The following is a 26,874-nucleotide window of genomic DNA, read 5'->3' on the forward strand; positions in this document are numbered from 1 at the left end:
TCATATTGGTGCGGTATTGGGATTTGCCAACTTATCTCTAGCTTCCAACAAGTTCTGTTGCAATTTTTCTGAGCCATAATAATGGAGTAACATAAGGGGAAAAGCAGATAACAGATAAATATATCGACCCTTTTGAACTAAAAAAATATCATATTGAGTTACTATATCTACTGGAAAATTTTTATTGCCAGTGGTAAGGGCATTTGATTTTTTGCATGAAAAATCAATTATTTCTATCCATTGAGGCAAATCTATTCTTGAAAATCCACAGTTTACATCAAAGGCATGCTGCCTATAGTGCTGTTTAAAAATAGATAAATAATCATAGATTTTTTCAACTCTACATTCAATAAATGTATCTAAATCTGGATAACATAGACATTTTTTCACAGACTCAACCATTGGATAGCTGATAAATAATTTACCATTCCCTGTTTCATCATCAAAATACTCTAGCATTCTATTAATTTGCTCATTGCCTAAATCGACATTAATAGTTTTATTACCTTGATCATCCTTGTAGGTTAAAGCTTGAATATCATAATCAAAAAACAAGTAAATCTCGGCAAAATCATCCCGTTTAGATGTAGAGCTGATTAATTTTTGAGCAATTAAAAGACCAATAATATCTAGACCATCATCTTCAGACAATCTTTTATATAAATTGTACAATTGATAGATATCACCACAATATGCAATAACTTCATTATTAACAGGGAATAATCCAGAATTTTTCAATGATTGAATAATTTGAACTTCAGCTTTCTCACCCTCTACAACAATCAGAAATTTTTGGTTGGCCATTATTATTACTCTGAATCATTATCATTAGAATCAAACGCATTAGCTCTGTAAAGTTTTTCAAGATTATGAGCAAATCTTAATTCTTTTTCTGTCAAATATGGTAATGAGTTAATTTGCTGATTATGAATTACAAAATAACAATCAGGTCTCATTAAATCATTTGTCATTATAGAGGTATTATGAGTAGTTAACAGAATTTGAATATTTTGTTTTTTAAGCATTTCAACGATTTCTTTTGATAATTCATAATGATAAAAAGCATCAAATTCATCTATAAACAAAAAATTTATTTTTTCTTCACTAATTCTGCTAATCCAAAAATAGAACAAAGCTAATGCTTTTGTACCACTAGAAGCTATGTCAAAGAAAGGTACTGGGACACCTTCTATATCAAAACAGATATCGTTTAAATGTTTAATAAGCTTACATTCAATACCAACTCTATTTAAAAAAGATTCAAAATCTTCAATTTTCTCTCGCTCAATAATATCTAAAACAATACTCTTTTGGTTTGAAACATGTGTTCCAATAAATCTATTATCACTAATAGATCTAAAATAAAGCATCCCATCTATAAAATTTATCATTTGATAAAATATTTTATTAACTTTTGTTCTTTTATCAAGATTGGCATTTGATTTCAAATACATTAATATAGACAAATTATCGTTTTCAATTTCTTTATTAAGAGACTCTGTTCCTTTAAAATTAATAATAGCTTTAGTTCGTTTATTTTTATTAATTGTTCTACTTCTATCAATATCTACAAATAAATCACCACCAATAGTTAAATTTTCAGATACCAAATGATCGGCACTAATTTTTGAATAAGAGTACACTACCTCAACTTTTTCAAATTCGAAAACGTATTTGAACTCAACTACCCTATCATTTAATTTTGACCCCGCGTATACATAGTTATTTGCATATAAATCATGCGGTGAAAATGAATCACTAGCATGACGAATAATATCAAACATAGCTAAACCTAAATTTGACTTCCCTGAGCCATTCATCCCATAAATTATTGCATTATTACAAATTCCATTTTTAATACAACTTTCATTAAAAGCATAATTTTTAGTTTTACTCAAATCAAAAATTAAATTATCTTTAAATGACTTAAAATTCTTAACTTCGAATCTTTTTAACATTTGGAATTCCCATTTAAGTATCTGTATAATTGAGAAAATAATACCATAAGCGTTCCTATCCGTAGAAAAAATACGGCATATTATTAAACGTATTAAAAATTATTTAAATTAAACAGCCATTTACATTAATTCAATTAGATAAAAAAAACGTCCTATAACCCTACAGGACGCCAATTTACAACATTTCTCAACACTCAACCCATCAAGCAGGCTTAAACGCCACCTGTGCCAACTCAGGCACGCCACGGTTCAGTCGTACTAAATACTCACCCGTTTGTGTCATTGGAATGGTCACGATATAGTTTTTCATTCCATATTTCAACCAAGGCTGATGCACCTCTGAAGCAGTAAAGCCGATACTTCTGGCAGTTGTTCTAGCGGTAACACGCAAGGAGGCAAAAAAACCATTCATGGACGAAGTCATGTCTGGATTTACCTTGTACAAAATTGGTTTCACTGTTTCCCAAGCGGAATCGCAGGTCAACGCACACATGATCAATGGCTCCAAATTGACAGGACGCTCGCCGTTGTCATTGAGCAACAACCGATGCAAGTATTCAGTAGCCTCGCCAACTTGTTCCAAGGTCAATTCGTCGATGTGTTGGACGTTGAAACGCTGGTGTACCAATTTGTAGGCGTCAGGATAAAGCATGCTCTTTTTACTGACTACGGCGTTAACAGCATCACGCAGGCCTGTACGTTCGTCTGTGGTGGTTGAGCGTCCTGTAAACTTCTGCGCTTCGGTTTCGATTAAATCCAACACCCATTTGCGGAATTGTTTGGCAACTTCGGTTTTGGCAAAAAAGGCGATTGCATAGCAACCACGTAAACTAAAGATTCGGACTGATTTGTGCTGTAAGCCATTGATTTTACCGCTGACGGTCAAATTGACCGTCTGTGACATTTCCTCTGTAAACTCGTCTGAATTGCGGTTAAAAATCTTGGTTACAGAGTCCACAGCTTTATAGCCCAGCGCTTTTGCAAGCTCGGCTGAAGTAATCCAAATTTGGTTGTCAGCATGTGTAACAGGATTCAAAGAAACTTGATTGAAAGACAGTGCGTTCATGATGAACACTCCTTATGGTATTTTTCGAAATATGAAACCCAATTGGGCGGTCAAGAGGTTCGAAAGCCCCCATAAGCAGGCTGGGCGTATTTCCCTTGCGGGTATTATATTAGCCGCCCTCTCGACCATAACTTTGACGCACTACTGCCTAAACAATAGATACACGAATTCTATGGACGAAAAAAAATCACTTAATAACGGCAGTGATGACCGCTTATGGGGAAGGTTTCGACACCTTGAGCGCATCATAAAACAAAAAGCTGCCTGAGTAAAGGCAGCATAAATATTCATAGTGCTTTCAACTCCTTCAAACAAGCTGTCATACCCTCTTTGAAGGATTGATCCTCATACCATAAATCATCAATTTTGCACTCATTGGCATTACAGCTCATTTCATATGTGATTGAACGAGCCTCTAAGCCCTCTGTCGCACCAATACCAACTACAATAAATTTATAGTCTACCTGCTGAAGATATAAATTTGCACCCTCTGCTGAATCATTTGTTTGCCACATAACATCATGATCAAGGCAACCCAATTCTTTTGATTTACTCACATAAGCACTATCTGCATTAAAGACCTTCTTTAAACTAGGTGTAGCAAACTTAACAAGAAGCTCATTGTTGCTAAAGTGCTCTATATGCTTACTCATTTCCATAGAGTGACTATAAAGCGATTGGATTGTTTGGATAGGTAAAGCGTCATCTGCACTACTATTCATGCTAATTGAACTCAAGCTTAAACCAAAAATTAACGCTATCTTTTTAAACATCATCATCAGCTCATATAGATTTAATCGGTTATAAAATTATTATAACCATATTTTATTCCAATAGCATTTCATTCAGAACAAGCTACTAAAAAGGCCTGCTCAGCACGTGACTCAGGTGTAATTGGATCATTTAACACATCAACATTTGTATCAGAGTCAGAAGGTAAATAGTTACCTTGTTTATCATATGCCAATATTGTAGCCGCTCCCCCTGTTCTATTTGAGCAATCGAACTTTAGATTCATCACAATTGCACCGACACCTTCCAAGACCTCCTGCTTAAAAATAGTTTTAAGCCAAACACTTCCAAACGTGACTGATTCGGTATCAACATATAATTTTTCGGTTTCGGTTTCTTCTGCTAAAAACCATCTATCTTCAGCTTGAGCTGACACACTCAAAACAAGCAATACTGCACATAATATTTTTTTCACTATCTAACCCCTTTTTTAGCACTGCCCAAGAAACTCAGGCTGCAACCAATCGATTTTATCCACTTAAGATAAAAACCTTAGTGCTTATTTTGTTCAACTTATGCAAACTATAACAATGACCCTCAATTTGAGGGCCGTTAACATGCCATTTAAAAACTCATCCTCACCCACACAAGGGCCTGTAACTATTTACAGACCTTCGCTCAATCATTATTTTGATTAATACATCTCACTAACTTATCATCAAAATTGCTTACATGGTGTTCACCTTTAAGATAAAGCACATTACCAACTAGCTTTAAATTAAAATGTGATGCACTCATAGAATCTTCATATACCTCAACCCCATCAACACTCAAACTACCATCTGGGTTCTCCTCTGTATTTAATACAATCGCACTACCCCAATCTAAATCATTGGTTAAGCTGCTGTCTCTAATCCATGCAGACCTATCACCATCACACAATCGGGTGCTGCCCCATTTACCTATATATTTACTAGGAATAAGGCTAGATTTCTCAGAATATACAAAAGCACCTAATAAGCTACGCTCCATGAGGCATTTATCATCACCTTTTAATTCTAATGTGCCCTCGCTATCCCATAATGCGGTAATTCTACAATCACTCAATGCATCATCTTCATAATGCGCACTTGCTTCTGCCTTGAAAACATATGGTTTGTTAATAATCATCTTATCTTTTACTGGTGCAAAAAAACGATGAAACCCATATTGATTAAGAATCAACTCATAATGATTTATCCCTTGATGCTGATAAGAAGTAATATTAGCTACTTTACCTCTACTACCAACATACGTGCCCTCCTGTATGTTTTGAGCCTGAGCCAACGATACACATCCAACCAGTAGTAATAAACTTACAAAGTATTTTTTCATGCGGTAGTTCATATAAAGCCCTAAATTCAAAAATCACCAATTATTTTTACTTTTTCTTAATTACATAAAAAACATCATCTGGCGCAGTTTCAATATACAAACCAGTATTGGCATTTAATTGCACAAACGTCACGCTACCATCAGCGCACTCTGGCGGAAGGATTTCAATTGCTTGGTATTTTTTATCTGGATGAATCATCAATTTGGCGGCTTTTAAACTTTTAGAATCATCTCCAAACTCTATAGCCTCCTCAATGCGTGCAATCAATTCACTACCTGAATAAATCGCTATATTTTGTGACATTTTGTGTTTCACACCACCACAATCTACTACAGCTTGAGCATATTTATCCAAACCTTGCTTTGAAATTGATACTGCTTCTTCATAGCCATACCAATTACCATAGCTCTCTTTGATCAAATTGGTTGCATTAACCGCACCACTTATCAATAAAGCCAAAAATACCAACATTAATTTTTTGAACATATCAATTCCATTTCAATAATGACGTAGTAATAATACACATTAAAAAAGCATCTTATAAATGTTTACAGTATGACTACTTCATAACATCAATATCATAAATTACCTTTTCGTCAGGATACTGATTCCAACCAGTCCAAATCTCTGACAAAGTAACTTTCAAGTTATTGGCTTTTTGTACCTGATACAAAAATGCTCGCGGGGGCGATATATCATTAGTTCTGTCTTTTTCAAACAAGATAAATGTTTTATCATCAAGCCAACGTACTCTCAGATTTAAATTTGGCTCGCAAGTAAATCCAGCTTCATCATACATAAAAGCATCTTTGCCATTTTTTGAAAATGAAAGGCCAGCACAGCTAGCTCCATCAATAGTCAATTTTTTACCGAGCAATTGATTTTTTACTGACTCAGCATTGGCACCAAGCCCTACACTTAACAATGCTAAACTAAAGATAAATTTAGATACTTTCAACTTAAGCTCCCGTTCCACCACTCGTTACATTCGCAATTTCAGGATGTGATACCTGACGCTTGATTGGCGCATGGGCAATCTGACCTCCCACGCTCCCCTGATAGGCCACGCCAGCACCTCTGCTTGATGCTGGTAGCTTAACCTCTTGTGGCTGTATATTAGCAGCGTTTAAAGCAACATTATTAGCATTCACAGCAACTTGTTGTGATTTTGGTTGAACCACAGGCGGCGTTTTAACTTGATGCAGTTTTGGCTTGGTTTGACTTGGCTTAGAACCAAGACTCACTCTAAATGCACCTGGTCGGCGAGATTGTAAATCTTTGGTAGTGCCATGAACATGGATGCTTTTACCAGCCCCAAAAACCATGCCCTCTTTTCTTGCACTGGTTTCCATGTCATTAACCCATGCTTTTTTATTTTTTTCATCAGACATGTTTGGGTTAGCATAGTGTAAGTGACTACCAACACTAGACGGGCGGCCATTTTCACGCTCTTTTATGTATTTCATGGCATAGGCTCTCGTTCTTGCGCTAACAGCCGATGAGGGCATATTTTGTACCGAACCATAAGGATTATTATCTACCCACTTGCCGTTGGCATAATAGCCTTTAGGCCCATTGATTTTGGTAAATTGATTTTTAGCATTGGCCACATCACTCATAGAGTTACCCCATACGCCTGATTCAAGCCTGTTTAGCAAAGTATCCATTACTCCATTAGCCTGTGCTTCAAACGTAGCTTGATCCTTGAATTTAACCACTTCGGTATCTGTTACTTTAATCAAATTTTCAATGTCTTGGTCTGTCAATTGTAAAACTCGACCAGTAGCATTGGCATTGGACGGAGTGCCTTGCCCCGATTGTTGATTAACATGCTGCGTTGTCGGTTTATTGTTGCCAGTAACCATGTTTGCATACCTAGCAGCAGCTTCTTTGCTTTGCCATTCAAAATCAATATGGCCTGCGGTTGCCTTGCCTGATGGTTTGGTATATTCATCTCGAATGATGTAATCTTTTTTGTCTTTAAATCCTTGTTTCTTTAGCTCATCATGCATCTCTTGAACAATCTTAGGGGCTAAATTACGTCCTTCTGCCTCACTGGCTTTATTCCCTGACTGATTGTTGAGAGTCATATCAAATTTTAAGCCTTGTGTATGTTTAGAGTTCTTACTATTTACTTGATGCCAAACATCATTAAATGCACTAAACCAATGCAAACGGCTACCCAGTTTATCTTGCATGGTTTTTGCAAATTCAATCGTACCTTGTTCGGTTTTACCTCCACCGATTGATTCGGTAACGGTTTTTCCTTTGAAATTCGCATCAACGCGTTTTAGTTTTAAATCCTGCCAAGTAGTCAATTTACGACCATTTGGCTGTGCCTGTTGATTGGATTTAGGTACTTCAACCCCTGCATCCATTGAGCCCATATTCTGTCTTTTTGGGGTCTCTGCACCAGCATCCATGCTATACATATTTTTATCATCGCCTACGCCCACAAATTGCTTGGTTTTTTCCCAAGCATCGCCAGCATAGCGACTCACAGTATTCCATCCTTCACTAATAGTTTGACCAACTGGCGTTTTAGCAATAGCTTCAAACAATCGGTTAAAACCCTCTTTGAACGCATCAAATGCCTCTTTACCCAGACTTGTCAGCTTGTCAAAAAACACCTGTACTTTTTCAGGAACGATGGTTTTCCATAAAGCAATACCCGCTATGCCTATGCCTTTCCATGTGGTATCAGCAAGTCCTTTCACTGTTGACCATAAGGAACTCGAATCAATACCAAGCTTGTCAAAGAATGTTTGAAATTTACTAGGAATTAATGACTGCCAAAGATGGCTAGCACCTGATTTGGCAACATCAATAAAGCCTTTCCATGATCCAAACATCTTTTTGCTTAAATCTTTATCAATCGCCTTATCCACACGCTCAACAAAATATTCTGTCAAAGTAGAGCCGCCTAAGCCTCCAAGAATTGCACCGACAACACCACCAACTGCCGTACCAAGTACAGGCACAACAGAGCCAATAGCAGCACCTGCCGCACCGCCTGCCATTGCGCCAGCCACACCACCGCCAGCTACTGCAAAGTTTTTAGCATGTTCTTTGTTTTTTTCATGGCGCTCAAGGTCGCTTTGCTCGACACTAATACCTTCAAACAGCGCAAACAAAGCAGAAAGTGCACCGCCTTTGCCAATCAGCTTCAAACCTTGTTTTAAAATTTCCCACTTTGAGCTACTTGGACCTGCTGGACTTGGATTGGAATTGGGTGGTGCAATCGGTGGTACGCTAGGATTTGGCGATGTTGGTGGTCTTCTTGGTGTTTGCGGATTGCGCCCTGGTATCAGCAACGGTGATTTGAGCAGATTGCGCAAAAGACCACCGCCTGCACTCAAAAACCCCAAACTAGATGCAAGCATACCCAGTAGCGGTAAAAGTTTGCCCATCCACGACAATAAGCTGCTTCGATTGTTTTTGAGGTTCTTGTTGATTTCTTTGAGCATCAATTCTTGACGGTGATTGCTGCGAGCTTGAGCATCGCGATAACGACGCTGCTCACGGGTCAATTGTTTTTTCTTTTGATGCTCACCTTGATTGGCCAAAGGATGTGCCGTGTTGGCATTTCCGATTTGTTGAGCCTTATTTGAGGTGTTGGCCAAGCGTGGGCGGTTGGTTTGAACAATCGGTTTGCGCTGTGTTGTTGGCGTGGATTGACCTTGGCTGCTACCGTCCAGCCGCAAGCGTCCTGAAACCACCATTCGTTGCCCTGATTTTTGTATCTTGATGTGGTTTAAAATGGTTTCACTGTTTTTGTGCGTGGCAGCGACGGTGTTTTCAAGCGTTTTGATGCGCTTTTTACCGATTAAAAATCCATCATCGTCGTGCTGTAATTGAATCTGCAATTTGGTTGACATGAAAAAACCCATTACGTGGTTTGCAATGGGTCATTATCAATGCGGCTGTGAGGGTGTTTTAGAGATGTTCCCTCACTTGAACAAATCATCAATCGGTGACCAGTTATCTACCATTAAAGGCATTTTTTGAGTTTTCCCCGCATATTCATTCAAACTGTCTAACACCGCTTGTGTATTGGTTTGTGACAGCCAATTGGTTTCAGAAATATCCAGCTTCAACATCGGCTCAGGCTTCACGTCAAATTGACGTAACCGATGCTCAGCGTCCTGTAAACGCCATAAAGCATCATCCAATACAGATGCCATTTGCTGTTTTTCTAAACGCTCTTGTTCCACTACAACGTCGGCAATTTCCAAATCACTGACAACTTGGCCAAGTCGATTACGCACACTGTCCATCACCACACGCCGCTCGATGTCACGTGCTTTGAGCCATTCCATTTGCTGCTTAGAAGTCAGGCGATCCAAATCAAACACACCGTCCATCACCATTTCATAACCACGATTGGTGGCAAAATTAGGGACCATCACGTAATCAAAGCCGTAAAATTGTGTCGGGGCTTCGGGAGTGGGTGTGAACACACTTGAAAAGCCACCGATTTTGGCTTGATACCATTCCCAAGCTTTACGACCCAATTCATTGTCCAAAAACTCAGCTTGGTGCTCGATGGTTCCATCTTGGCTGGCAGTGATGTGGATGGTACGGATGGCCGGCTCAATCGCCACGTATTTTTGACCTTGGCCATCATTGGCCAATACGGTTTCACTCGGAAGCATGCCCCATTCAGCCCTTACCCCATGCCCCAAATAGCCATACATGTCACCTGAATTGACCATCTCTTGCACTTGCGGCCCGTTAATCAAACGCACCACTTGAGCCACGTTGAAATTGCGCGGCTTACCGATGTGCTTGCGCCCTCGGTCGGTAATGTTGTAACGGATGATTTCCGATTTGTTTTTTGCCATGATGTACCCTGCCTAAAATGAAAAACCCACAAAGTGATATTGTGGGCTAGGTTTGGGTGAAGGATTTGAGGCGTTCCCTGAATCTAGAAAAAGAACTTTAACTAAAAAAAATTGTCTCACTCCTGCTATGAATAATGGCAATGTCAAGTAATATTATTGCTTTTAAACACCATAATGTGTACGATGTATTTTAGGATCTGTTGAACATTCATAATTTCAACCAAATCAAGCCACAAGCAAGTGCTACGGTGCTAATGTAACTGTTTAGCAGCTTATCGTAGCGACTGGACAATGCTCGGTAATGTTTTAAATTGGCAAAAGTGTTTTCAACCACATGCCGAGCCTGGTAAATCAACCAATCCATATGTGAGTTACTGGTTCTGGCATTTTTCTTCCGTGGAATATTGGCACGTACTACCTTTGAATAAGCCAAATTCCTAAATTCTTCAGAGTCATAACCTTTGTCTGCATTTAAAAACTCAGTATCTTTCAAGTCCAAAAGCTGCAGCAACATCGGTGCTATTTTAATATCATGAGTAATGCCATCGCCCACAAGAAACTCAAGCGGATTACCATGTGCATCAACTGCCAAATGAATTTTTGAACTGTTGCCGCCAATACTTTTGGCGATACTTTGATCGCCACCACCTACGGCCCCAGCACTGCTCTGATGTGCTCGAATATGAGTCGCATCAATTGAAACCCATTCCGTATCAGCGCTTTGAATCAACCTTTTGAATAATTTATAAAATAAACCTGTTGCCGACCACCTACGAAATGCTTTGAATACAGTATTGGCCTTTCCATAACAACTGGGCAAATATCGCCATTGGCAACCCGTTTTGAGGCGATAAATGATTCCTAAAAAAGTCTTTTTCAAACTGGGTTTGTCATAAACATTCAAATCTAGGAGAATGGACTTTAGCTTCTGCCATTGTTCTTCTGTGATGATGGTTGCAAGCATGGATAGAGGGCGATTAAAAGTTGTTTGGCGATAATATTTTAACGTCCTCTATCCTATCCATCCAAATGTTCAACAGACCCTAAATTGATGATTATCAATGGCCATATGAAGGTGATGGAGTGTGAATAAAAAAGGACTGATTGGATTTGGATTGCAATAGGAGCATCAGTACCGTGTTTGAATTTTTTAAAGATTTTTTATTGAATTTGGTTATTGAATTGTTTTTGTTGTATCTTTATTGGTTACATAAGGATGCTTACATTGGTTATTACGAAGATCAAATTCGTTTTTGGGTGGTTCCGGTTGCTTTGGGTTTTACCGTATTGGAATATTTGTTTTGGTAAAAATTGATTCATTGAATCAGAGGTTTGAATCAAAATATATTTGCTAGCAAAAAATCCATTAAAATTGTAAGACACACACTGTGGTCATCATTCAATCATCGTTAATCAAGAATTTTTTAAAAAAGCAGTTTAAAATCACATCAGTGTAACTAATTGGATAGTCCGATAAACATCCAATGGGCGTCCTGTAAAAATATCCAGCAGTAAAATCAAGATGTGATCGATTATCAATGATTAAAAGTTTGGTTTTCGGCAGCGCGATGCTGATTAGAATTTCAATTTGAGATTAAAAACATAATGTAATATTTGCATTACATTATCGGTTAAAGTCGAAAAAATGATTTTAAATTGAATGACCAAGTTAGGTTATGAGATGGTTGCTTTACACCATTTTTCCCCAAATAATGAAAAGCTGCAATCTTATACAATTAAGGTAGATTCTCATTGTTTTGAAGAATTACTTCTCTTAATTGAACGTTGGCATCCAACGAAAAAGTCATTAATTAAAAATGAACGTAATAATGGCACCATACCAGAACTTTATACCGTAGTAGATTTTCAAAAACCTACCCCTTAATTGCATCACAGGGATATCAGTATTAACTATTAATATCCCTATTTAGCTTTTTTAATTTACTCCGTTTCACCCTTATCTAAATTATTAGCCAATGCCTGTGCATACATCAGTGCATCATCTTCATCCATGTTCATTTGACGGCGCATGAAGTTGCTTGAAGCCTTTTCATCAAAGCCCACGTCTTTCAATTGGGTGAACGCTTGCAAAACGGTCGAAGCGGCAACCGAGCGACGCTCTTGCGTGTCTTGCTTTTCTTTCTCTAATGCCGACTGAGCACCAATAAAGGTGATTTCATAAGGGCGTTTTTTAAACACGCCGCCATATTTCAATTGACAATGCACATCGATGATGTGGTTCACAAAGTTGGTAAAGCCTTGTCTGATCATGATGGCACGCTGTGCGCTTTGGGCTGAAACACGGTAAAACCCACCCTCACCCAAACCACCTGATAAGATTTCTGAAAATCCCAACATCGACAAATCATGACCCAATACCGCCGCCAGCATTTTGGCGTAAAACATCACGTCTTCGGTGCTGTAACCAATGGCATTGCCTGCCCCTGACATGGCCCCGTTGTCCACCGACATCATTTGTTTGTCGCTGTGCACCGGCAATATGTGCATGATTTTTTCAGTGATGGGACGGTTGTTTTTGATGGCAGAGGCCACGCGCGCTTTAGATGTTTGCAAAATGCCCAATACATTGTTGTACATCTCTTTTTGTTGGTCTTCGGTCATGCCATCCATGTTGATGGTGACCAAGGCTTCACGCACCGCATCCAAGATGCGACTGGACGACAAACCCATCAAGGCATTTTGCAGCAAAAAGAATGGGCGTTCAGCGTCCTGTAAAAATGAGCCACCAATGGTATCGGGCAAAGGCTTGTGGTTTTCCCAATCATCGTTGAGCAAATTGGCCTGCCAAGCGTTGTAAAGCATTCGTTGCTGTGGCACAAAGCCCATGCGCGGCATTTTAAATCGTGCCAACTGCATATTGGTCAAAGCAGCATCTTTACTGCCTTCCAATGACAATACATAGCCTGCATCCACACCAGCACACACCATCGGCTGCACCAAAGGCGGTAACAACACGTCATCAATGTGGATTTTCTGAACGCCCTTGCCTTCTTTACCATAGATGCGCGCATAAGCGTCGCCATAACCGGTGGCCAAATAACTCAATTGGTAAGCAGAATGGTTGATTTGTTCGGTCAGAATGTCTTGCAGCTCTTCAATGATTTTCAATTCTGCAGGTGTGGTATCGGCATTGGCTTCGATGAAAAATACCTCACTGGTTGTTTCATGCGCACCTAGTGATTGGGTGACATGTAAATTCAAAGCCGTAGCAATGATAGGATCCCCCATCATGTAAGCATAAGATTGGTAAATATCGAAGCGTTGCCGTGCTGGATTTTGAGAAGCAGCCAACACCTGACTGATAGACACCGCATCAATGCCCATGGCACTGAGGCTGGCTGATTGCTCGATGTCGTTAGCAGTGGTGTTTAAGAACGGCAAGCCTTGGCTGTCAAGGATGGTGGATTGTTTGCTTGGCATAGAAAAACCCCAATTTAATTGAGGTTATTATGCTGTGACTTAGCGTGGCTGATTTAGAGCGTTCCCTATACTGTTTATTTGATGAGCTGAATCACCAGGCGCGTATAGGTTTCCGCATAAATCTGAATCATATCACCGGCTTTAAACACTCGATTGACTTCAGCCTCATGGTAAAAAAACTCATCCCATTGTTCTGACGTTGTTCCCATGAATTTGGATACATCTTGTACGGTGGTGTAATTATTGTCTATTGTGGCACCATCTCGCGTATTGAGCTTGTATTGCATCAACATCCGTTTAACCACACCTTGCGAAGTTTCGCCATTGTTGGCATTGCGAACATAGCGACCTGACATCCGAATCAATATCTTGCTGCAGTCAGCCTTAACCACAAAAGTTTGTGGCTGTGGTACTCCCAATTGATTGTTCGTAATGTTGTAAATACCTTGGTGAATCACAAATCCAGCGGGCAATACATTGGCCAACAATGCGGCCACTTGTTTGGGTGTCATGGCCACAGCTTCATTGTCAGCATCTTTAGCCTCTGCAGTATTGGCTAATTTGACCACACCTTTTTGTGTGGTTGTGGCATCCACAATGCCATCAATCCCACCAATAGCCGCCTCAATCGCATCCACCATACAGGCTGGTGTAATGGCCACTGATTCATTATCACGATCCCGTGATTCAGCCAATGTGGCCAATTTAACAATGCCTTTCACCTCAGTGGTGGCCACATCAATTTTATGGGTATGCAAGCCGTTGTAAACTGTGTTTTCGGTTTCTTCATTAATGGTATCAGGATGGTTGTGGGCATCCTTGTCTGCAATGTGTTCATCTAAGTATTGCATGGTAATTGCTGATTCATCATCTGCCGATACCGTGATATTGATATTTTGGTCGTCAATCAACCCCAATTTCAAATAATAATTGAGCATGGTTTTTTTCTTACCAAAAATCTCATCGATGACTGAGTTATCTTCACGGCGAACTTGGGCAAACACAACATTACTGGTCTTGTCGATTAAATCAATACGGTACAAATCAAAAGTGGCTTCATTGGCCACGCCTATCATCACGCTCACACGAACAGTACCATCGCTCAAACGATAGCCTGTGGTTGGATAAGTGCCACGCAATACACCAGTACCATCATAAACCTTAGCTTGGTAAATTTGGATTTGGAAACCATTGCGATCAGGCGGATTGCTTGATGCAGCCAGCAAACCGGCATGGGTAATACGAACTACAATGTCAGCAGCGATATTGCTCATAATGTTTCCTTTTTAATAATATTTTTTCACTTTGACATTGATGAAACCAAGCCGGTAATTTCTCATCATGCCCATTTGTACAATCGCATCAAATACACCCAATTGATGCTCGGTTTGAAAACGCTCACGCTGATTCCTGACATACACCATTCCATCCCTAACATACGCAAAAATCACATCCGCATTGGCGTTTTGATTGGGTCTAATATCATCCAAGGCCAGCATTGGTGATAAAACTGTGCCATACGGTGTGGTAACAGCTGCATTGACCGTACTGTCATACCAATATAAATAAGATTGGCCATTGAGTAATTTGTAAGCAATATATGGATTCATATTCAAGTCAAATGCAAAACTCAATTGCTCCACATTGGCCACAGTCAAAATTTCATGCGAACCCAATTGATTGGAAAGAATGATTTTGTTGTCTACATATGAACTGGACCACAGATAACCATCGCGGCCTTGCGACAAGTCACGAATGCCCACGCCGCCCCACTCATAATCAACCAGTGGGTACATGCGTGTAGGTGTTAAAAATTCATCAGCAATGGGCGTGCTAGAGAGCTGATTGTTGGGAATCATGTTTTGCGCCCCCAAGATACAACATACTTGAATGTCATCGTTTGGGTACTGGTTTTAGACAAAGCCACATCAAAACCGATTTGGTACAAGCCCAAAGGCGTATAAATCAAAAATGATGACAAACTGCTATTGCCTTGGGCCACCGGCAAAGATACCGTGTGCACCACTTGAAAAGAACCGCCAACATACGCTGCCATGGTATGGGTAATGGCAGTCGTACTCGACACCCATCGGTTTGTACCGCTTGGAATGTATTCAGCCGCACCCATCGCGCCGCTATAAGCCGCCAACATATTGCCTGAAGTACTCACTGTCGCTCGCATTGAAGTGCCAATTTTGTAACTTGCGGCTTGGTTGACATTAGCTGGCCTAATCGTGTAATTGACTGTTTGCGACACTTGATCGCGATTCATAATGTTGATGCTGCCTGTTTGGTCGGTAGCGTTCGGATAAACACGAATCTCTACTGTGACATCCAAATACTCATCTGCAAGCATGGTGATTGAAGTCGGATTGCCTTGTGCATCGGTAATCAATGCACGATTGATAATTGCCGATGATGTGTTGCCTGACAAAATACCTACTTCGGACAAAATGGTGTTATTGAAGACACCAGCGGCAAAGCGAAAGGTTTTGCGTGAAAAGCCATAATAAGGTACTTCGCTTGATACGCCATTAACAGTGCTGCCCTGCTGCGTTGTAGATGCCGCAAAACGAGCATCTAAATCGGTTTGCGTTACCACTGGCGTACTGTTTCCTGTACCCAAAGCAACACCCCCAAACCAACTACCAGCCGCCATTAAATCCAAACCGCTGTTTAAGACAATATTGTCCATCCAGTCGGTTTCTTGAGTGACTTCATGTGTAACAGTGTTGCGCTTGGTGAATTGAAAACGCCCCTGCACACCTATCGCAATATTCATCATTCAACCACCCCTGTATATCTGCCCCAAGACACTGAAAAGAAAATAGTAAATATTTCATCAGCCGTTTTTTGGATGGTCTCGTCTAATTGAAATTGAAATGCAATCATATAAGTTTCAAGTAAAAATGATTTTATTGCAGCGGCATTGCCAAGACTCAAAGGCACAACAATACGGAATCTAGCTGAATAACTATCATTAACATAAGAAAGATAGGTTTTACTTACGCTGGTATTAGAAGTCGAAAATATCGTACTACCGCTTGGATAACCCGTAAAAATATTTGTAGACATTGAATTTGGATATGCTTGTAGGCCAAAGCCGTTACCACTTGAAAAACCACTTGATAGTGAATAAAAAATAGATGTATTGATTTTAGATGGCAAACACTGATATGAATGAGAGCGAATCAAATGATTATTTTTATCTGTTAAATTAAAGCTTCCTGTTGTTGGTGTTTTTGACACATACATTCTCAATTCGACTTTAACATCAAGATATTCATCAGATTTGATTTGAATAGATGACGGTTGACCATTGGCATCTAAAATCAATGCACGATTGAAAAGCAATGCGCCTGTTTCATTCGTTGTAATACCAACCTCTGTTAAAACTTGGTCGTTAAAAACCCCAGCATTGAAACGAAATTGCTTAATTAATGACGCATACGGTACATCAGCATCAATAATGGTTTTAATATCACTACCTACTGCGGTTGTAGTGGCCGCAAAACGGGAATCTAAATCGGTTTGCGTCACCACTGGCGTGCTGTTACCTGTGCCTACCGCCACACCAGAAAAAATATTTTTATTAAAAGCCAAATTCAAACCTTGGTTTAAGACAATGTTGTTAAACCAGTCGGTTTGCTTAACCAGCTCACCAGTGCTTTGCTTATACACTTCCAATTTAAAACGTCCGCACATTTCAACTTTGGCTGAGAACTCAGGAATTGATGACATATATCATCCTTTCTAATCATCTATATGAAATTCTTGTATTAAGATGCTGCAACTTAATGCCTCGCTCTGAGCATCATTGGTAATCAAAACATTTTTAAGTTGCGCACTTTCAATGGCAGCGTTGCTTGTAATGGCTTCTATTGGTGCTTCTTGATTAACCAACACATTTTTAAGCTGTGCGCTTTGAATGATGGCGCTGCTTGTAATGGCTTCTATTGACGCTTCTTGACTGACCAACACATTTTTAAGCTGTGCGCTTTCAATGATGGCGCTACTTGTAATGGCTTCAGGCTCTATATTGTCCAGCGCCACCATCACATTTTTAATCTCAATCGATTGAATACTCACACTGGTTTGTAGCGCTTCAAATTCATCAGTTGGATAAGGTTTAGATGTCAGATACACAGCCTCTTCAACCTCAAACTTAACCACGGTTTCCCTGGTCACTGAAAAGAAGTCGCTGTGTTGACCTATATTCACACCGCCATTCACATCACGGCGCACCACAATGTCATGAATGAATAAACGTGCTGGCAAAGTGTCGTCTAATGAATTGGCAACATCGCTAGGGATTGCATCAACTGGCGTTAAGTCAGGACTCAATTCAATGCGAACCCGTGACGTTAAAACAAAATCTTCTGCTGACCGCCCCATTTCTTCAATGTCCGTCGGTGAAAACAAAGAAGCGTCCTGAGCGTAAACCCCATCTTTAACAAAATACAGCTGATACGCCTTGTAATCGTCTCGCCAAAGCGCACGTAAATAGGTATTGAGTAAATGCAAGCCTCGTTTGCCATTGCGATAACGACGTGCCATGTGCAAATATTTCAGGACGCTTAAATCAACATTCTCTGCTTCAAAATTACCGATACCATCAGCAACCAAGCTTTTTTGAAGCAAATCACGGTTGCCCAAGTAAGGCGTACCATAAACATTGATGTTTTGTGCCGCATCTGCCAAATGCGTTTGATACAAAGCCACAAACACTTGCTTGAGTTCGGTTTCAAAAGCATCGTGTTCATGCGATTGTTGTAAGGGAATCAGCGCTTTCATGGCTAGATCGGTGTATTAGTGATGCTGATGGATGCAGCACTCACATATTGAAATACTTCAGGCAAGTGATTTTGTGGCTGCTCAATCACCATAGACAAATCACTACCTCCATCAGCAAATTGGGCAATCGCTTTGGTCAATTCACGCACCGTATTGCGGTTGTTAATACGTTGCCCACCTCGTTTTGCCCACAAGGAATCGCGCCCGTATTGATTCAACAACCACAATTTGATTTGTTGGCTGACATCGCCCTCGTCATACATGGATTTCAACTGCAAAGCCACTTGAATGTGAATGGCTTGTTCTACCGCAGGGACAAACACCAATTGGTAACTGTCATCCGCCATAAATACGGTATTTTTGATTTGGGTTTGCATCGCAGTGGTATTGATGCCTGACTTGATGAAAGAAACAAACAACTTGTTGATGTTGTTTACATTGGCACCACGAGCTTGCTCTTCCCGAATCTCATTCCATACCGATAAAAAGACAAAAGGACTGTGTTTGCGCTCAATCAGAGCTTGAAATTCGCCCAGATACACCGCGTTTTCATCGTAAATCGACGGATAACGAGTGATTTCACGCAATTCAGTGATATTGGGCGCATCAGAACCGGCCTGAATTTGACTGTCGGCATAAATGCTCAAATATTCTTCACCAGCTTGTACATATTCCAAACTCAACTCTGAATCTTGTTTGAGCACCACATCGCCATGGGTGTAACGCAATGTGACTTTGATTTGTTCACCGACTTGCGGTACATAACCAAACTTGTCTTTTAAGCCAAAAGTGACAAATAAATCCATGATTTCATTGCCGTGCAAATGCCAGACTTTTTGACCTTTCAACACATTACTAAAGCGCTCTACATGCTCAAACAAAGCACCAGCAACATCGTTTACTTGCACATTCAGTAAAAATTGATTGTCAGCCGGTTGTGGCAAGGCAATTTGGTAAAAGGATTCATATTCAGTGACGGTGTGAACAAAGTGCATTTCATCCAATTGCTCGGCTTCAACATAAGCTTGGCCCTTGGCAGGCACCACCACACCATCGGTTACCATCCAAGTGCGGTTGCGATTGTCCAATAAGCGGCGCCCTGCATGGATTGTGGTAGCCATGTCTTGTGGATTGTGTATGGCAAAACGGTATTTAGAAGCGGTCCCATAAGGAAAGATTTGACGGGCGGCAGCATCGGCAAGCACCATTGAGTCCCGCGCTTTGGTCCAAAACTCAGTTTCACCCAAGCCAATTTGAGACGATAACATGGCCAGCATTTGTGCTATGGCACCGATGTGCTCGATCACAAACACATCGCCCATGGCCACACGCTCAGCCAATTCGGTATCACTGCCTACCAACATGCGCAATGCGGCTTCTTTGAAGTCTTCCTTACTGTAAACGTCGCTCATAAAAAAAGCCTGAAAATGGATTCAGGCTTATTATCAGGCTGTTTATAACGCTATTTTCGAGGCGTTCCCTAACCTATCTTTTTTAATAAAAATATTTCATGTTTTACAATGATGAGATTTATTGTGACTTTAGGGTTAATACCTTTGTTTGGCGTAAACGTTGAATGGTGTGAATAAACAAAAATGCCAATAATATAATCCCAACATAACCGTTAATAACATAAATTATATTGACCAAACGATCAAATGGAATTTTCATTCCAACAAAAACACCTATTACGGTTAAAACTATTGTTAAAATTTTAAAACCAATTGACCTACCATTAGTAAAACGAGCCGAAGCCTGCCATAACAAAGGTACTGCTGTCGTATAAATACCAGCTAAAACAATGACAGAAAATGCTGTAGCAAACATAGGATGGATATAACCAGCTAACTTCAAAGTAGGGACCATAGAACCTGCTACCAATTCTAAATTAGCCATTAAACCCAAAGCAATAATGGCTAATGCCGCACTGAAACCTAACGCACCTAAAACTGCACCACGAGTAATTTCTTTTAAATTCTTGGCGGATGAACCCATTAAGCTCATGAAACCAGCTAACCACAACATACAGAATCCTACATAAGAAGTGGCTGCAAAAAACCAATGACCCGACGCAGTCATCAAATTTAAACTCGGTAAAATCTCATTAACGGATACCAAGCCATCTGGATTTTTGGCCATGGCAATTCCGCCTAAAATGATTGTTAATACTACAATAGCAGGACCCACTTTACCTAAAACATCGACAATTTTATCTAAGCCACAGATAACTGTTAACGCTACGACAAAGCCCATGCCCAAGGCACCAATCCAAGGATTCAAATCATATTGTTGTGATACAGTTGCTCCAGTGCCACCAATCATTACAATAAATGACATATAAATAAACAAAATAGAAAAATAATCGAAGAATCGACCTAGCCACCGTCCACATAAATATTCATAAATTTGACCACCATTTTCAAAGCGTTGATGATTACCAATAATGACAAATTCACGTCCTACATAACAAAATAACACTAATACTACCAATATGCCTGAGATACCTGAATAACCGTAAGCCGTAAAATATTGCATTACTTCTTGACCAGTAGCGAAACCTGAACCAATCAAAAAAGCGATGAAGGCGCCTGCATAAGTAAGAACACGCCCCCAAGAAATATGTGTTTGCGTTTGTGTCATAGATTTGCCTTAGAGTTGGGTAATGAATGGATTGGTAAATCTAAAGTGTTTTAATCAATCTTGAATGTATATTTTCGACATAATATTGTCATAAATTTATATTTATGTTGTTAATATATAACCAAAAAAATTTTATTTTTATAAATAATTATGTTTTTCGATAAGAATTTATGCATATTCTATAGAAATAGAAATAGAAATTATCTTTTTGTATCTTTTATTGCTAAGTGATTCAAATCAAACTCCAACGCATAGCCTTGCACTTCAATCACAATGATTTTGCTGTCAAAACCATCGTTGCGGCTGTAAATATTCAAACTGTCTTCGGCAACACTGCCCAACACAGGAACGTCGGCACGCATTTTGGCAATGATTTCATCGGCCATTTGGTGGGTCATGGGCTTATGCAAATACTGGTACAAATCAATGCCGTAATTGCTGCCCAAATAAGCGTTTTGTGGTGTGTGTATCCAATGGTTGATTTGGCCCAAGATGAATTGTGCGGTAATTTGATTGGCCATGGTTTACATCCAAGTGGGCATGAAGGTGGATTCTTGTACAAAGCGCAATGACACTTGTTCCAAAGCTTCTTCAGAGCGGTCCAAATCGCTTTGGCTCCCTGCTATCATCATGGTGTAAGTCTCATTGTAAAATTGCTTGTAGGCTTTGTTGGTACCGTAAATCACTTTCACATCAAAACAGTGATAATAAGGCGGCATCACCGTGCCATCACTTGGGGTTTGGTACAAAGCCTTGCGCTTGGCCCAATCCTTAACAATGCCCGTCATGGTGTCGTAAACGCTCAAAGTCATCTCTGTGAGCCCGTTCTGAGTCGGAATATTCATGGTACCTGAGCCAATTTGAATCTGTTCTGCACTGATTTCAATCGGATTGAACGACAAATTGGTGGTAAACAAATTGAACAAGCTGCGATTACCATCGCTGCCCTCAGTGGGTGCTTGCCCTGAGCGGTCATTGATTTGCAACACATAGAAATTTTTACGCGACAATTCATCTGCACGGGTTTCTTCAATGATTTGTTTCATATCATTCAGTGACAAGCCACCTGCAAAATGCAAATCTTGATCACTGCGGGCTTGATGGCCAAAATTGCTCAAGCCCAAAGCCGACAACACCTTGCCAGCACTTTGGTTGATGGTCTCATCCACTTGGTAACCCAAGTTTTGAATCGCTGCATTGGCGCGTTTGTTGATTTCAGTAGCAGCCATACCAATGGCGGCATTGGCCAAATTACCTGCCACTGTTTGGCTCAAAGCACCTGACACCTTGCCATTGATGGCTTGGGTAGCAGCACCACCCAAAGCTGTAGTTGCACTGCCAATCACCCCTGACAGCAAACCACTGGCCGTGGTGGTGATGTTACTGAATAAGCTGGGTTGGTAAATCGACATAAAGCGTCCTGTAAACATCAAACAGTGATGATGGGCATTCTAAATGCCAAACGGCGCAATTGATCATTGCGGTAAGCGGTGATGTCTTGCTCAATCTCGCTCGATGTGCGCCCAAACAATTCGTGCATGTGGTTTTTACTCGCCTCTTGTACCAAAGCTTCTTGGCGCTCGACATAAAAATATGCCAAAGGTTTGATGATGCCCCATTCAGATGCACTCAAAGTGGTATTGGCATTGACCACCACTTCATCGCTGACCCACTCTGAAACCTCACCCACTGTTTGCAAACGTGGCTGCTCTACTTTCAAAGCCGCCCATGCTTGATATTCATGCACCGCTTCAATGAACAAAGCTTCTAAAGAAACTTCGTCCAGAAGCGTGGTGACATGGGTGTCGCGGTATTCAGTTACCAAAGAAGTGATGGTCAGCATCAGATATTGCCTTTCTTGCTGCCAAAACAGTGGTAAGCAATGCTACCTGCGTATTGCATAATTTGGGTACGGTTCTCGCCATCGATTTCAGGTGGCTCAAAACCATGTAACAAAGCTGAAATACATGGCCATTTGCGCACATGCTCTTCCACAGTGCCTTGATAAATGGTGAAATTGAACTTGGTTCGATGGGTAATACTGCGTTCATAAGCCACTGCTTCGAACAGTTCCAAAGCATGACCTGGCACCGTTTCAGTAATGGTCAAACCATGTGAAAAGTCGGTTTTAGCCATTGGGCTGGTATGAGTGACAATACCACCTGCTAAAAACACATCGATTTTGTCTTCTGCTGATGCCAAAGGCAATGCAAAGCCTTTGGTTAAAAATTTCAGGTGTTCATAACCTTCAATCACCATCAAATACTCGCTGGCAATGGCGATTTCGCCCAAAGCGGTGACTTGATTGATGGCAGCCTGTTGCTGTTTTAAATTGAACATGGGTTTGCCTTTATTGGAATAAACGGGATACAGCGCTGGCGGTATTGTCAAACAAGGTATTCACCGCGCTGTGACCGATATTTTGCAAGTCTTTTTGATCCCAACTTCGGTGCGTTCCCAAACTGATTTGAACCGTGGCATACACATCACCAAAGCTGGAATAAGGATTGATCAAAGGGCGTGAAATGCTTTCAATCACCAGTGGCTTGTAAGTCTCACCTTTGTAAGTCAAAGACACATACGTCGGGGCAATGGTCGGAAACAAGGTTTCAATCAGTTTTTTCATGCCATCAGTGGTGGATGTCACGCCAGTTTGAGCCGCTTCTTCAGTGGATTGCACCGCTGCTGTGATCATGTCTTCGGCCATTTCGGCGGGATAACCCATGGCCCACAAGGTTTTGATGGGCTTGGTCACTTCTGATACTGGGTCTTGGTAGGCACGAAATGCCAAAGTCAGCTCAAACTTAATCGGCTCATGTCCGACAAATACCTGACGGCTATTAAGTTTGGTAATGCCGCTGCGTCCTTCGGCTGCACCCATGACTTCAGACAATGGCCGCACAATACCTGCCACCGATTCACCCGTTGCCCCACCGTATTCTTCCATCTTGCTTGCCAACAATTGTGTTACTTGTTCTGCCTGTCCTGATTGCAAACGTGCAGCCAAGGTTGGATTTTTGGATTCTAGTGGGACGTTTTCAAATGGAGACTGCCAATTGAATTGTTGTTGCATGTCGGCGCTATCAATTAAAGGCGCTGAAACGGCTATCGCGCCAGCAATCGGATTGCCATCTTTGTCGCAAGGCATGATGGTGGCAAACAAATTGGCATTCAAAGAACCCCAATTGGACTTCATGGTGTACTTTTGCTGCAAAACCTCAACACCAGCAGCCACCAAATCATTGAACCACGTCATGCCCTACGCTCCTATAAAACCTTACATGCCCATTTTGGCGCGTTTGCGCATTGATTTGGCGCGTTTCATACGTGCCGCGCCGTTATGTGATTTACGCTGTGCTTTTTTGATGGCTTGCTTTTGGGCTGCCGTCAAACGCACTTTGCCACTGATGCGTTTTTTGATTTTAACCTTTTGGCCATTTCGCACCGCCACCACTTTTTTGTAAGTGGCATCCATAACCGCACTGTCCATCGCTGCACCCAAACCCGCAAATTCATTGATGGCCTCCTGAATGGCATCATCACCATCTGGCAACACACCAGTCAGCAAATCAATGATGTTTTCAGCCACATCGTCGTCATCGTCGTTCAACAAAGCATCAATGTCAGCATTGACCACACCTTGCAATTGCAGCCACTCGGCGGCCACACTCAATGCCATGTCCAAATAATCGGATTCATCACTGCTGATGTCACCATCTTTGTCCAAATCCACAATGCCCATGAACAAAGCGTTCAAACGATCAGTTGGGGTTTCACCTTCTTGCAAGTCATCGGTTTCCGCCCAAGCAATCAAGGCACTGGCGACCAACAAACGCAAATTGGTCAATTCATATTGGCTTGCTGCATCTTTGGCTTCGACCACCACACTATCAAACACCACTTGGGCATTGTGCGGCACCATCGGTTGCGTGACTTGATGTGCCAAATCGTTTAAGTAATTTTCAATCATCGTGTTTCCCTTCAATCAATCGAGTACATATTGGTATCAATGAAGATGCGGCGTACCACACCATTGATGGCCAAGTTGATGGTCACATCCATCTCGTCATCCGGATAACGTTCATTCGGACGCACCACATAGCCAAAAGCCGCACCATCTAAAGACGCACTTGGCACCAACCAATCAGACGCTTGCGCCCATTCGCACACACGCTGCAATTGGTCTTCCATTGCGCGAATGGCATCAGTCATAGGCTTTTGCAACACACTTTTGGCATAACGACCAAAATAATGTTGAAACCAAATGGCAATCTCAGCCGCACTTTCCAACTTGGAAATGCCTGATTTATTGGCACCCGACAAAGAATCTGCCCATACATAACCACTGGTATCATGGTATTCCTGGTAAAGACAAGGATTGATTTTGGCTTCTGCCAATTGCGCCAATTCCAAATCGTTCGGATATTGGGTTTGATTGAATTTGGTACCAATCAACTGGTAATCTCGTCCCGCAATCGGTTGCTGTAAAGCAGGCATCCCGTAAGCGTTGTAAGTGGCATTGCGAGCACAAGCCAAACCTACTTTTTGACCAACAGACGACATCAACACAATGCCGTTTTTGTAAGTCGGGTCTTGACGCTCAAGCGGTGACCATAACCAACCGACATACATTGCCTCTTGGTCATCAATTTCAAACTGGTCTTTCCACGCAATCGCCGCTTCAGGTGACAACATGCCATCAATGGCTTGGTACATGCGGCGGTTTTGAGCAATCGCTACTTGGGTTAAAGCAAACACCAAAGCCACATGATTGGTATCCGACATGATGTAGCGGTATTGCAAAGAAGTATTGCCAATTTGATTGGCAGCCGCCACGTATTGGATATCTGCCAACACACCTGCATCGGTATAAGGCACCACAGCTTTGGCTTGTTTGGCAGCAAACAACGCATCATCAGGTAAAATCGCATGGGCATCATGATTGACCTCAATGCTCAACCAATCACCGTAATAACGTTGTGCCACATCGGCAATGAAATAAGACTGATTCAAGTCATCAGTGGCATCCACATCTGTGGAGCCAGTGACGGTGTACAACACATCCCCCGTACCCACTTCAACCCCGCGGCTGTTAGTCTTGCGCTCACGTACCACCAAACTGATTTCAGTATTGTTTTTGCCTTTTTCAAACGACACCCACACACCAGCATTGATACAGTCCGCCAATTTAACCGCCATGAACCACGTGCCTGAGATTGGGACTTCTTCAACCAAACTGATTTGTGATTCTTCAGCATGGCTCAATAAAATCCATTGATTCGAAGCCGCATCACTGGCCAAACGCATCACTACTGCAGCTGCTGCACCACGACTGAAAGCTTCAACCATTTGCAAATACGTACTGGCCGTTTGGGTCTTGCGCAAAGACTGCGGCTCACCCAAATAACGTTTCATTTTGCTGGCAGCCACCAACATGGGTTTGTCTATGCGTCCACGAGTGAACACACCCACAGTGGCAAAGGTTTGGTCCCCTGTTTCTTGCAACAAACGTTCGGTACGGTCATAAGGAATATTGACTTGTACGCCTGACTGTTGACCCACTAATTGGCGTTGATAAGTATTTTGTGCCATAAAGTTACTCCTGCTGTGCTTCAGGCACCGCTTCAATGAACACACCATGCGGTGCTACCCATTTGCCAATGCCGTTAAAGCTATTTACATTGCGCTGCAGTGTCGCCATGATTTCAGCGGTTTTAACCGTCACCACTTGGCTCTCACCACCACGCAAACACACATTGCCAACTTCTGGGTAAGCGACGGTGGCATAAGTACGATTGACCAATAAAACTGTGGCTGGATAGCGTTCAGGCTCAAATGGTGCAGATGCATTGGCTGTTTCAACTTCCACGGCTTCAGATACAGATGCCATTTGTGTGTTTTCAGCCTTCACTTTCGCTGCTGCTTTTTTCTGTGCCGCCGTCAATTTAATTACAGGTTGCTCAACACTGGCAGTGTCGCCAGCTTGAGCAACCACGTCTTTTTGAGTGTCTTCAGACATGGTTG

At 41.3% G+C, this 26,874-nt stretch carries 29 protein-coding genes; 2 read left to right on the forward strand and 27 right to left on the reverse strand.

All coding sequences use genetic code 11. From position 1 onward, the window contains the following. From ADP71_RS06540 to ADP71_RS06590, 11 genes are all read right to left on the reverse strand, one after another. A complete protein-coding gene (locus ADP71_RS06540; RefSeq protein WP_104931784.1) occupies positions 1 to 804 on the reverse strand; it encodes a hypothetical protein in 804 nt (267 codons plus the stop codon). Between the two features lie 5 nt (positions 805 to 809). Continuing rightward, positions 810 to 1,958: an AAA family ATPase gene (locus tag ADP71_RS06545; RefSeq protein ID WP_171461004.1), complete on the reverse strand. Its 1,149-nt coding sequence runs from the start codon at positions 1,956 to 1,958 to the stop codon at positions 810 to 812. A 202-nt stretch (positions 1,959 to 2,160) separates the two neighbouring features. Then, positions 2,161 to 3,024 carry a BRO-N domain-containing protein gene (locus ADP71_RS06550; protein ID WP_171461005.1) on the reverse strand — a complete coding sequence of 288 codons (864 nt, stop codon included), beginning with the start codon at positions 3,022 to 3,024 and terminating at the stop codon, positions 2,161 to 2,163. Positions 3,025 to 3,311: 287 nt separating this feature from the next. Then, positions 3,312 to 3,803, reverse strand: a complete 492-nt coding sequence (locus ADP71_RS06555; protein ID WP_158667165.1) for a hypothetical protein — start codon at positions 3,801 to 3,803, stop codon at positions 3,312 to 3,314. A 62-nt stretch (positions 3,804 to 3,865) separates the two neighbouring features. Beyond that, positions 3,866 to 4,231, reverse strand: a complete 366-nt coding sequence (locus ADP71_RS06560) for a hypothetical protein (RefSeq protein ID WP_104931791.1) — start codon at positions 4,229 to 4,231, stop codon at positions 3,866 to 3,868. Positions 4,232 to 4,434: 203 nt separating this feature from the next. Continuing rightward, positions 4,435 to 5,142 (reverse strand): hypothetical protein, encoded by a 708-nt coding sequence (locus tag ADP71_RS06565; protein ID WP_158667166.1) that lies wholly within the window; start codon positions 5,140 to 5,142, stop codon positions 4,435 to 4,437. Positions 5,143 to 5,176: 34 nt separating this feature from the next. Next, positions 5,177 to 5,617 (reverse strand): hypothetical protein, encoded by a 441-nt coding sequence (locus ADP71_RS06570; protein ID WP_171461006.1) that lies wholly within the window; start codon positions 5,615 to 5,617, stop codon positions 5,177 to 5,179. A 73-nt stretch (positions 5,618 to 5,690) separates the two neighbouring features. Beyond that, the gene (locus ADP71_RS06575) at positions 5,691 to 6,089 is read right to left on the reverse strand and encodes a hypothetical protein (protein ID WP_104931794.1); all 399 of its coding nucleotides are present in this window, start codon (positions 6,087 to 6,089) and stop codon (positions 5,691 to 5,693) included. A gap of 1 nt (position 6,090) precedes the next feature. After that, the gene (locus ADP71_RS06580; RefSeq protein ID WP_171461007.1) at positions 6,091 to 9,009 is read right to left on the reverse strand and encodes a cell wall hydrolase; all 2,919 of its coding nucleotides are present in this window, start codon (positions 9,007 to 9,009) and stop codon (positions 6,091 to 6,093) included. Between the two features lie 72 nt (positions 9,010 to 9,081). Beyond that, on the reverse strand, positions 9,082 to 9,975 hold the full coding sequence (locus ADP71_RS06585; RefSeq protein WP_019959526.1) for a hypothetical protein: 894 nt from the start codon (positions 9,973 to 9,975) through the stop codon (positions 9,082 to 9,084). Positions 9,976 to 10,183: 208 nt separating this feature from the next. After that, positions 10,184 to 10,939 (reverse strand): IS5 family transposase, encoded by a 756-nt coding sequence (locus ADP71_RS06590; RefSeq protein ID WP_104931801.1) that lies wholly within the window; start codon positions 10,937 to 10,939, stop codon positions 10,184 to 10,186. Between the two features lie 173 nt (positions 10,940 to 11,112). On the opposite strand from ADP71_RS06590, the gene ADP71_RS06595 reads away from it, so the two are divergent. Next, positions 11,113 to 11,283, forward strand: coding sequence for a hypothetical protein (locus ADP71_RS06595; protein WP_155970585.1), 171 nt, complete (start codon positions 11,113 to 11,115; stop codon positions 11,281 to 11,283). Between the two features lie 352 nt (positions 11,284 to 11,635). Further along, positions 11,636 to 11,860, forward strand: a complete 225-nt coding sequence (locus ADP71_RS06600; protein ID WP_019959150.1) for a hypothetical protein — start codon at positions 11,636 to 11,638, stop codon at positions 11,858 to 11,860. Positions 11,861 to 11,916: 56 nt separating this feature from the next. On the opposite strand, the gene ADP71_RS06605 is transcribed toward ADP71_RS06600, so the two are convergent. From ADP71_RS06605 to ADP71_RS06680, 16 genes are all read right to left on the reverse strand, one after another. Further along, positions 11,917 to 13,416, reverse strand: coding sequence for a hypothetical protein (locus tag ADP71_RS06605; RefSeq protein ID WP_171461008.1), 1,500 nt, complete (start codon positions 13,414 to 13,416; stop codon positions 11,917 to 11,919). 74 nt (positions 13,417 to 13,490) lie between these two features. Further along, positions 13,491 to 14,690 carry a hypothetical protein gene (locus tag ADP71_RS06610; protein WP_171461009.1) on the reverse strand — a complete coding sequence of 400 codons (1,200 nt, stop codon included), beginning with the start codon at positions 14,688 to 14,690 and terminating at the stop codon, positions 13,491 to 13,493. A 12-nt stretch (positions 14,691 to 14,702) separates the two neighbouring features. Further along, positions 14,703 to 15,275: a hypothetical protein gene (locus tag ADP71_RS06615; protein ID WP_104931808.1), complete on the reverse strand. Its 573-nt coding sequence runs from the start codon at positions 15,273 to 15,275 to the stop codon at positions 14,703 to 14,705. Next, a complete protein-coding gene (locus ADP71_RS06620; RefSeq protein ID WP_104931809.1) occupies positions 15,272 to 16,201 on the reverse strand; it encodes a hypothetical protein in 930 nt (309 codons plus the stop codon). Before ADP71_RS06620 ends, ADP71_RS06615 begins: the two co-directional genes overlap by 4 nt. Beyond that, positions 16,198 to 17,157, reverse strand: coding sequence for a hypothetical protein (locus ADP71_RS06625; RefSeq protein ID WP_171461010.1), 960 nt, complete (start codon positions 17,155 to 17,157; stop codon positions 16,198 to 16,200). The genes ADP71_RS06620 and ADP71_RS06625 overlap by 4 nt, the downstream gene beginning before the upstream one ends. A 12-nt stretch (positions 17,158 to 17,169) precedes the next feature. Continuing rightward, on the reverse strand, positions 17,170 to 18,210 hold the full coding sequence (locus ADP71_RS06630; protein ID WP_171461011.1) for a hypothetical protein: 1,041 nt from the start codon (positions 18,208 to 18,210) through the stop codon (positions 17,170 to 17,172). A 2-nt stretch (positions 18,211 to 18,212) separates the two neighbouring features. Continuing rightward, on the reverse strand, positions 18,213 to 19,622 hold the full coding sequence (locus ADP71_RS06635) for a hypothetical protein (protein WP_104931814.1): 1,410 nt from the start codon (positions 19,620 to 19,622) through the stop codon (positions 18,213 to 18,215). Between the two features lie 118 nt (positions 19,623 to 19,740). Continuing rightward, a complete protein-coding gene (locus tag ADP71_RS06640; protein ID WP_171461012.1) occupies positions 19,741 to 20,850 on the reverse strand; it encodes a YkvI family membrane protein in 1,110 nt (369 codons plus the stop codon). Positions 20,851 to 21,050: 200 nt separating this feature from the next. After that, positions 21,051 to 21,371: a hypothetical protein gene (locus tag ADP71_RS06645; protein ID WP_171461013.1), complete on the reverse strand. Its 321-nt coding sequence runs from the start codon at positions 21,369 to 21,371 to the stop codon at positions 21,051 to 21,053. A gap of 3 nt (positions 21,372 to 21,374) precedes the next feature. Then, a complete protein-coding gene (locus ADP71_RS06650; RefSeq protein WP_104931815.1) occupies positions 21,375 to 22,262 on the reverse strand; it encodes a hypothetical protein in 888 nt (295 codons plus the stop codon). A 17-nt stretch (positions 22,263 to 22,279) separates the two neighbouring features. Beyond that, a complete protein-coding gene (locus ADP71_RS06655; protein ID WP_171461014.1) occupies positions 22,280 to 22,693 on the reverse strand; it encodes a hypothetical protein in 414 nt (137 codons plus the stop codon). Next, complete coding sequence (locus ADP71_RS06660) at positions 22,693 to 23,190, reverse strand: hypothetical protein (RefSeq protein WP_104931817.1); 498 nt, start codon at positions 23,188 to 23,190, stop codon at positions 22,693 to 22,695. Before ADP71_RS06660 ends, ADP71_RS06655 begins: the two co-directional genes overlap by 1 nt. A 10-nt stretch (positions 23,191 to 23,200) precedes the next feature. Continuing rightward, entirely contained in the window at positions 23,201 to 24,106 is a 906-nt protein-coding gene (locus ADP71_RS06665; RefSeq protein ID WP_104931818.1) for a hypothetical protein, read from the reverse strand. A gap of 21 nt (positions 24,107 to 24,127) precedes the next feature. Next, entirely contained in the window at positions 24,128 to 24,820 is a 693-nt protein-coding gene (locus ADP71_RS06670; protein WP_104931819.1) for a hypothetical protein, read from the reverse strand. A gap of 11 nt (positions 24,821 to 24,831) precedes the next feature. Next, complete coding sequence (locus ADP71_RS06675) at positions 24,832 to 26,442, reverse strand: hypothetical protein (RefSeq protein WP_104931820.1); 1,611 nt, start codon at positions 26,440 to 26,442, stop codon at positions 24,832 to 24,834. A gap of 4 nt (positions 26,443 to 26,446) precedes the next feature. Beyond that, the gene (locus ADP71_RS06680; RefSeq protein ID WP_155970582.1) at positions 26,447 to 26,869 is read right to left on the reverse strand and encodes a hypothetical protein; all 423 of its coding nucleotides are present in this window, start codon (positions 26,867 to 26,869) and stop codon (positions 26,447 to 26,449) included. Between the last annotated feature and the right edge of the window lie 5 nt (positions 26,870 to 26,874).

This window comes from Vitreoscilla sp. C1, from assembly GCF_002951955.2.
GTDB lineage: Bacteria > Pseudomonadota > Gammaproteobacteria > Burkholderiales > Neisseriaceae > Vitreoscilla > Vitreoscilla stercoraria.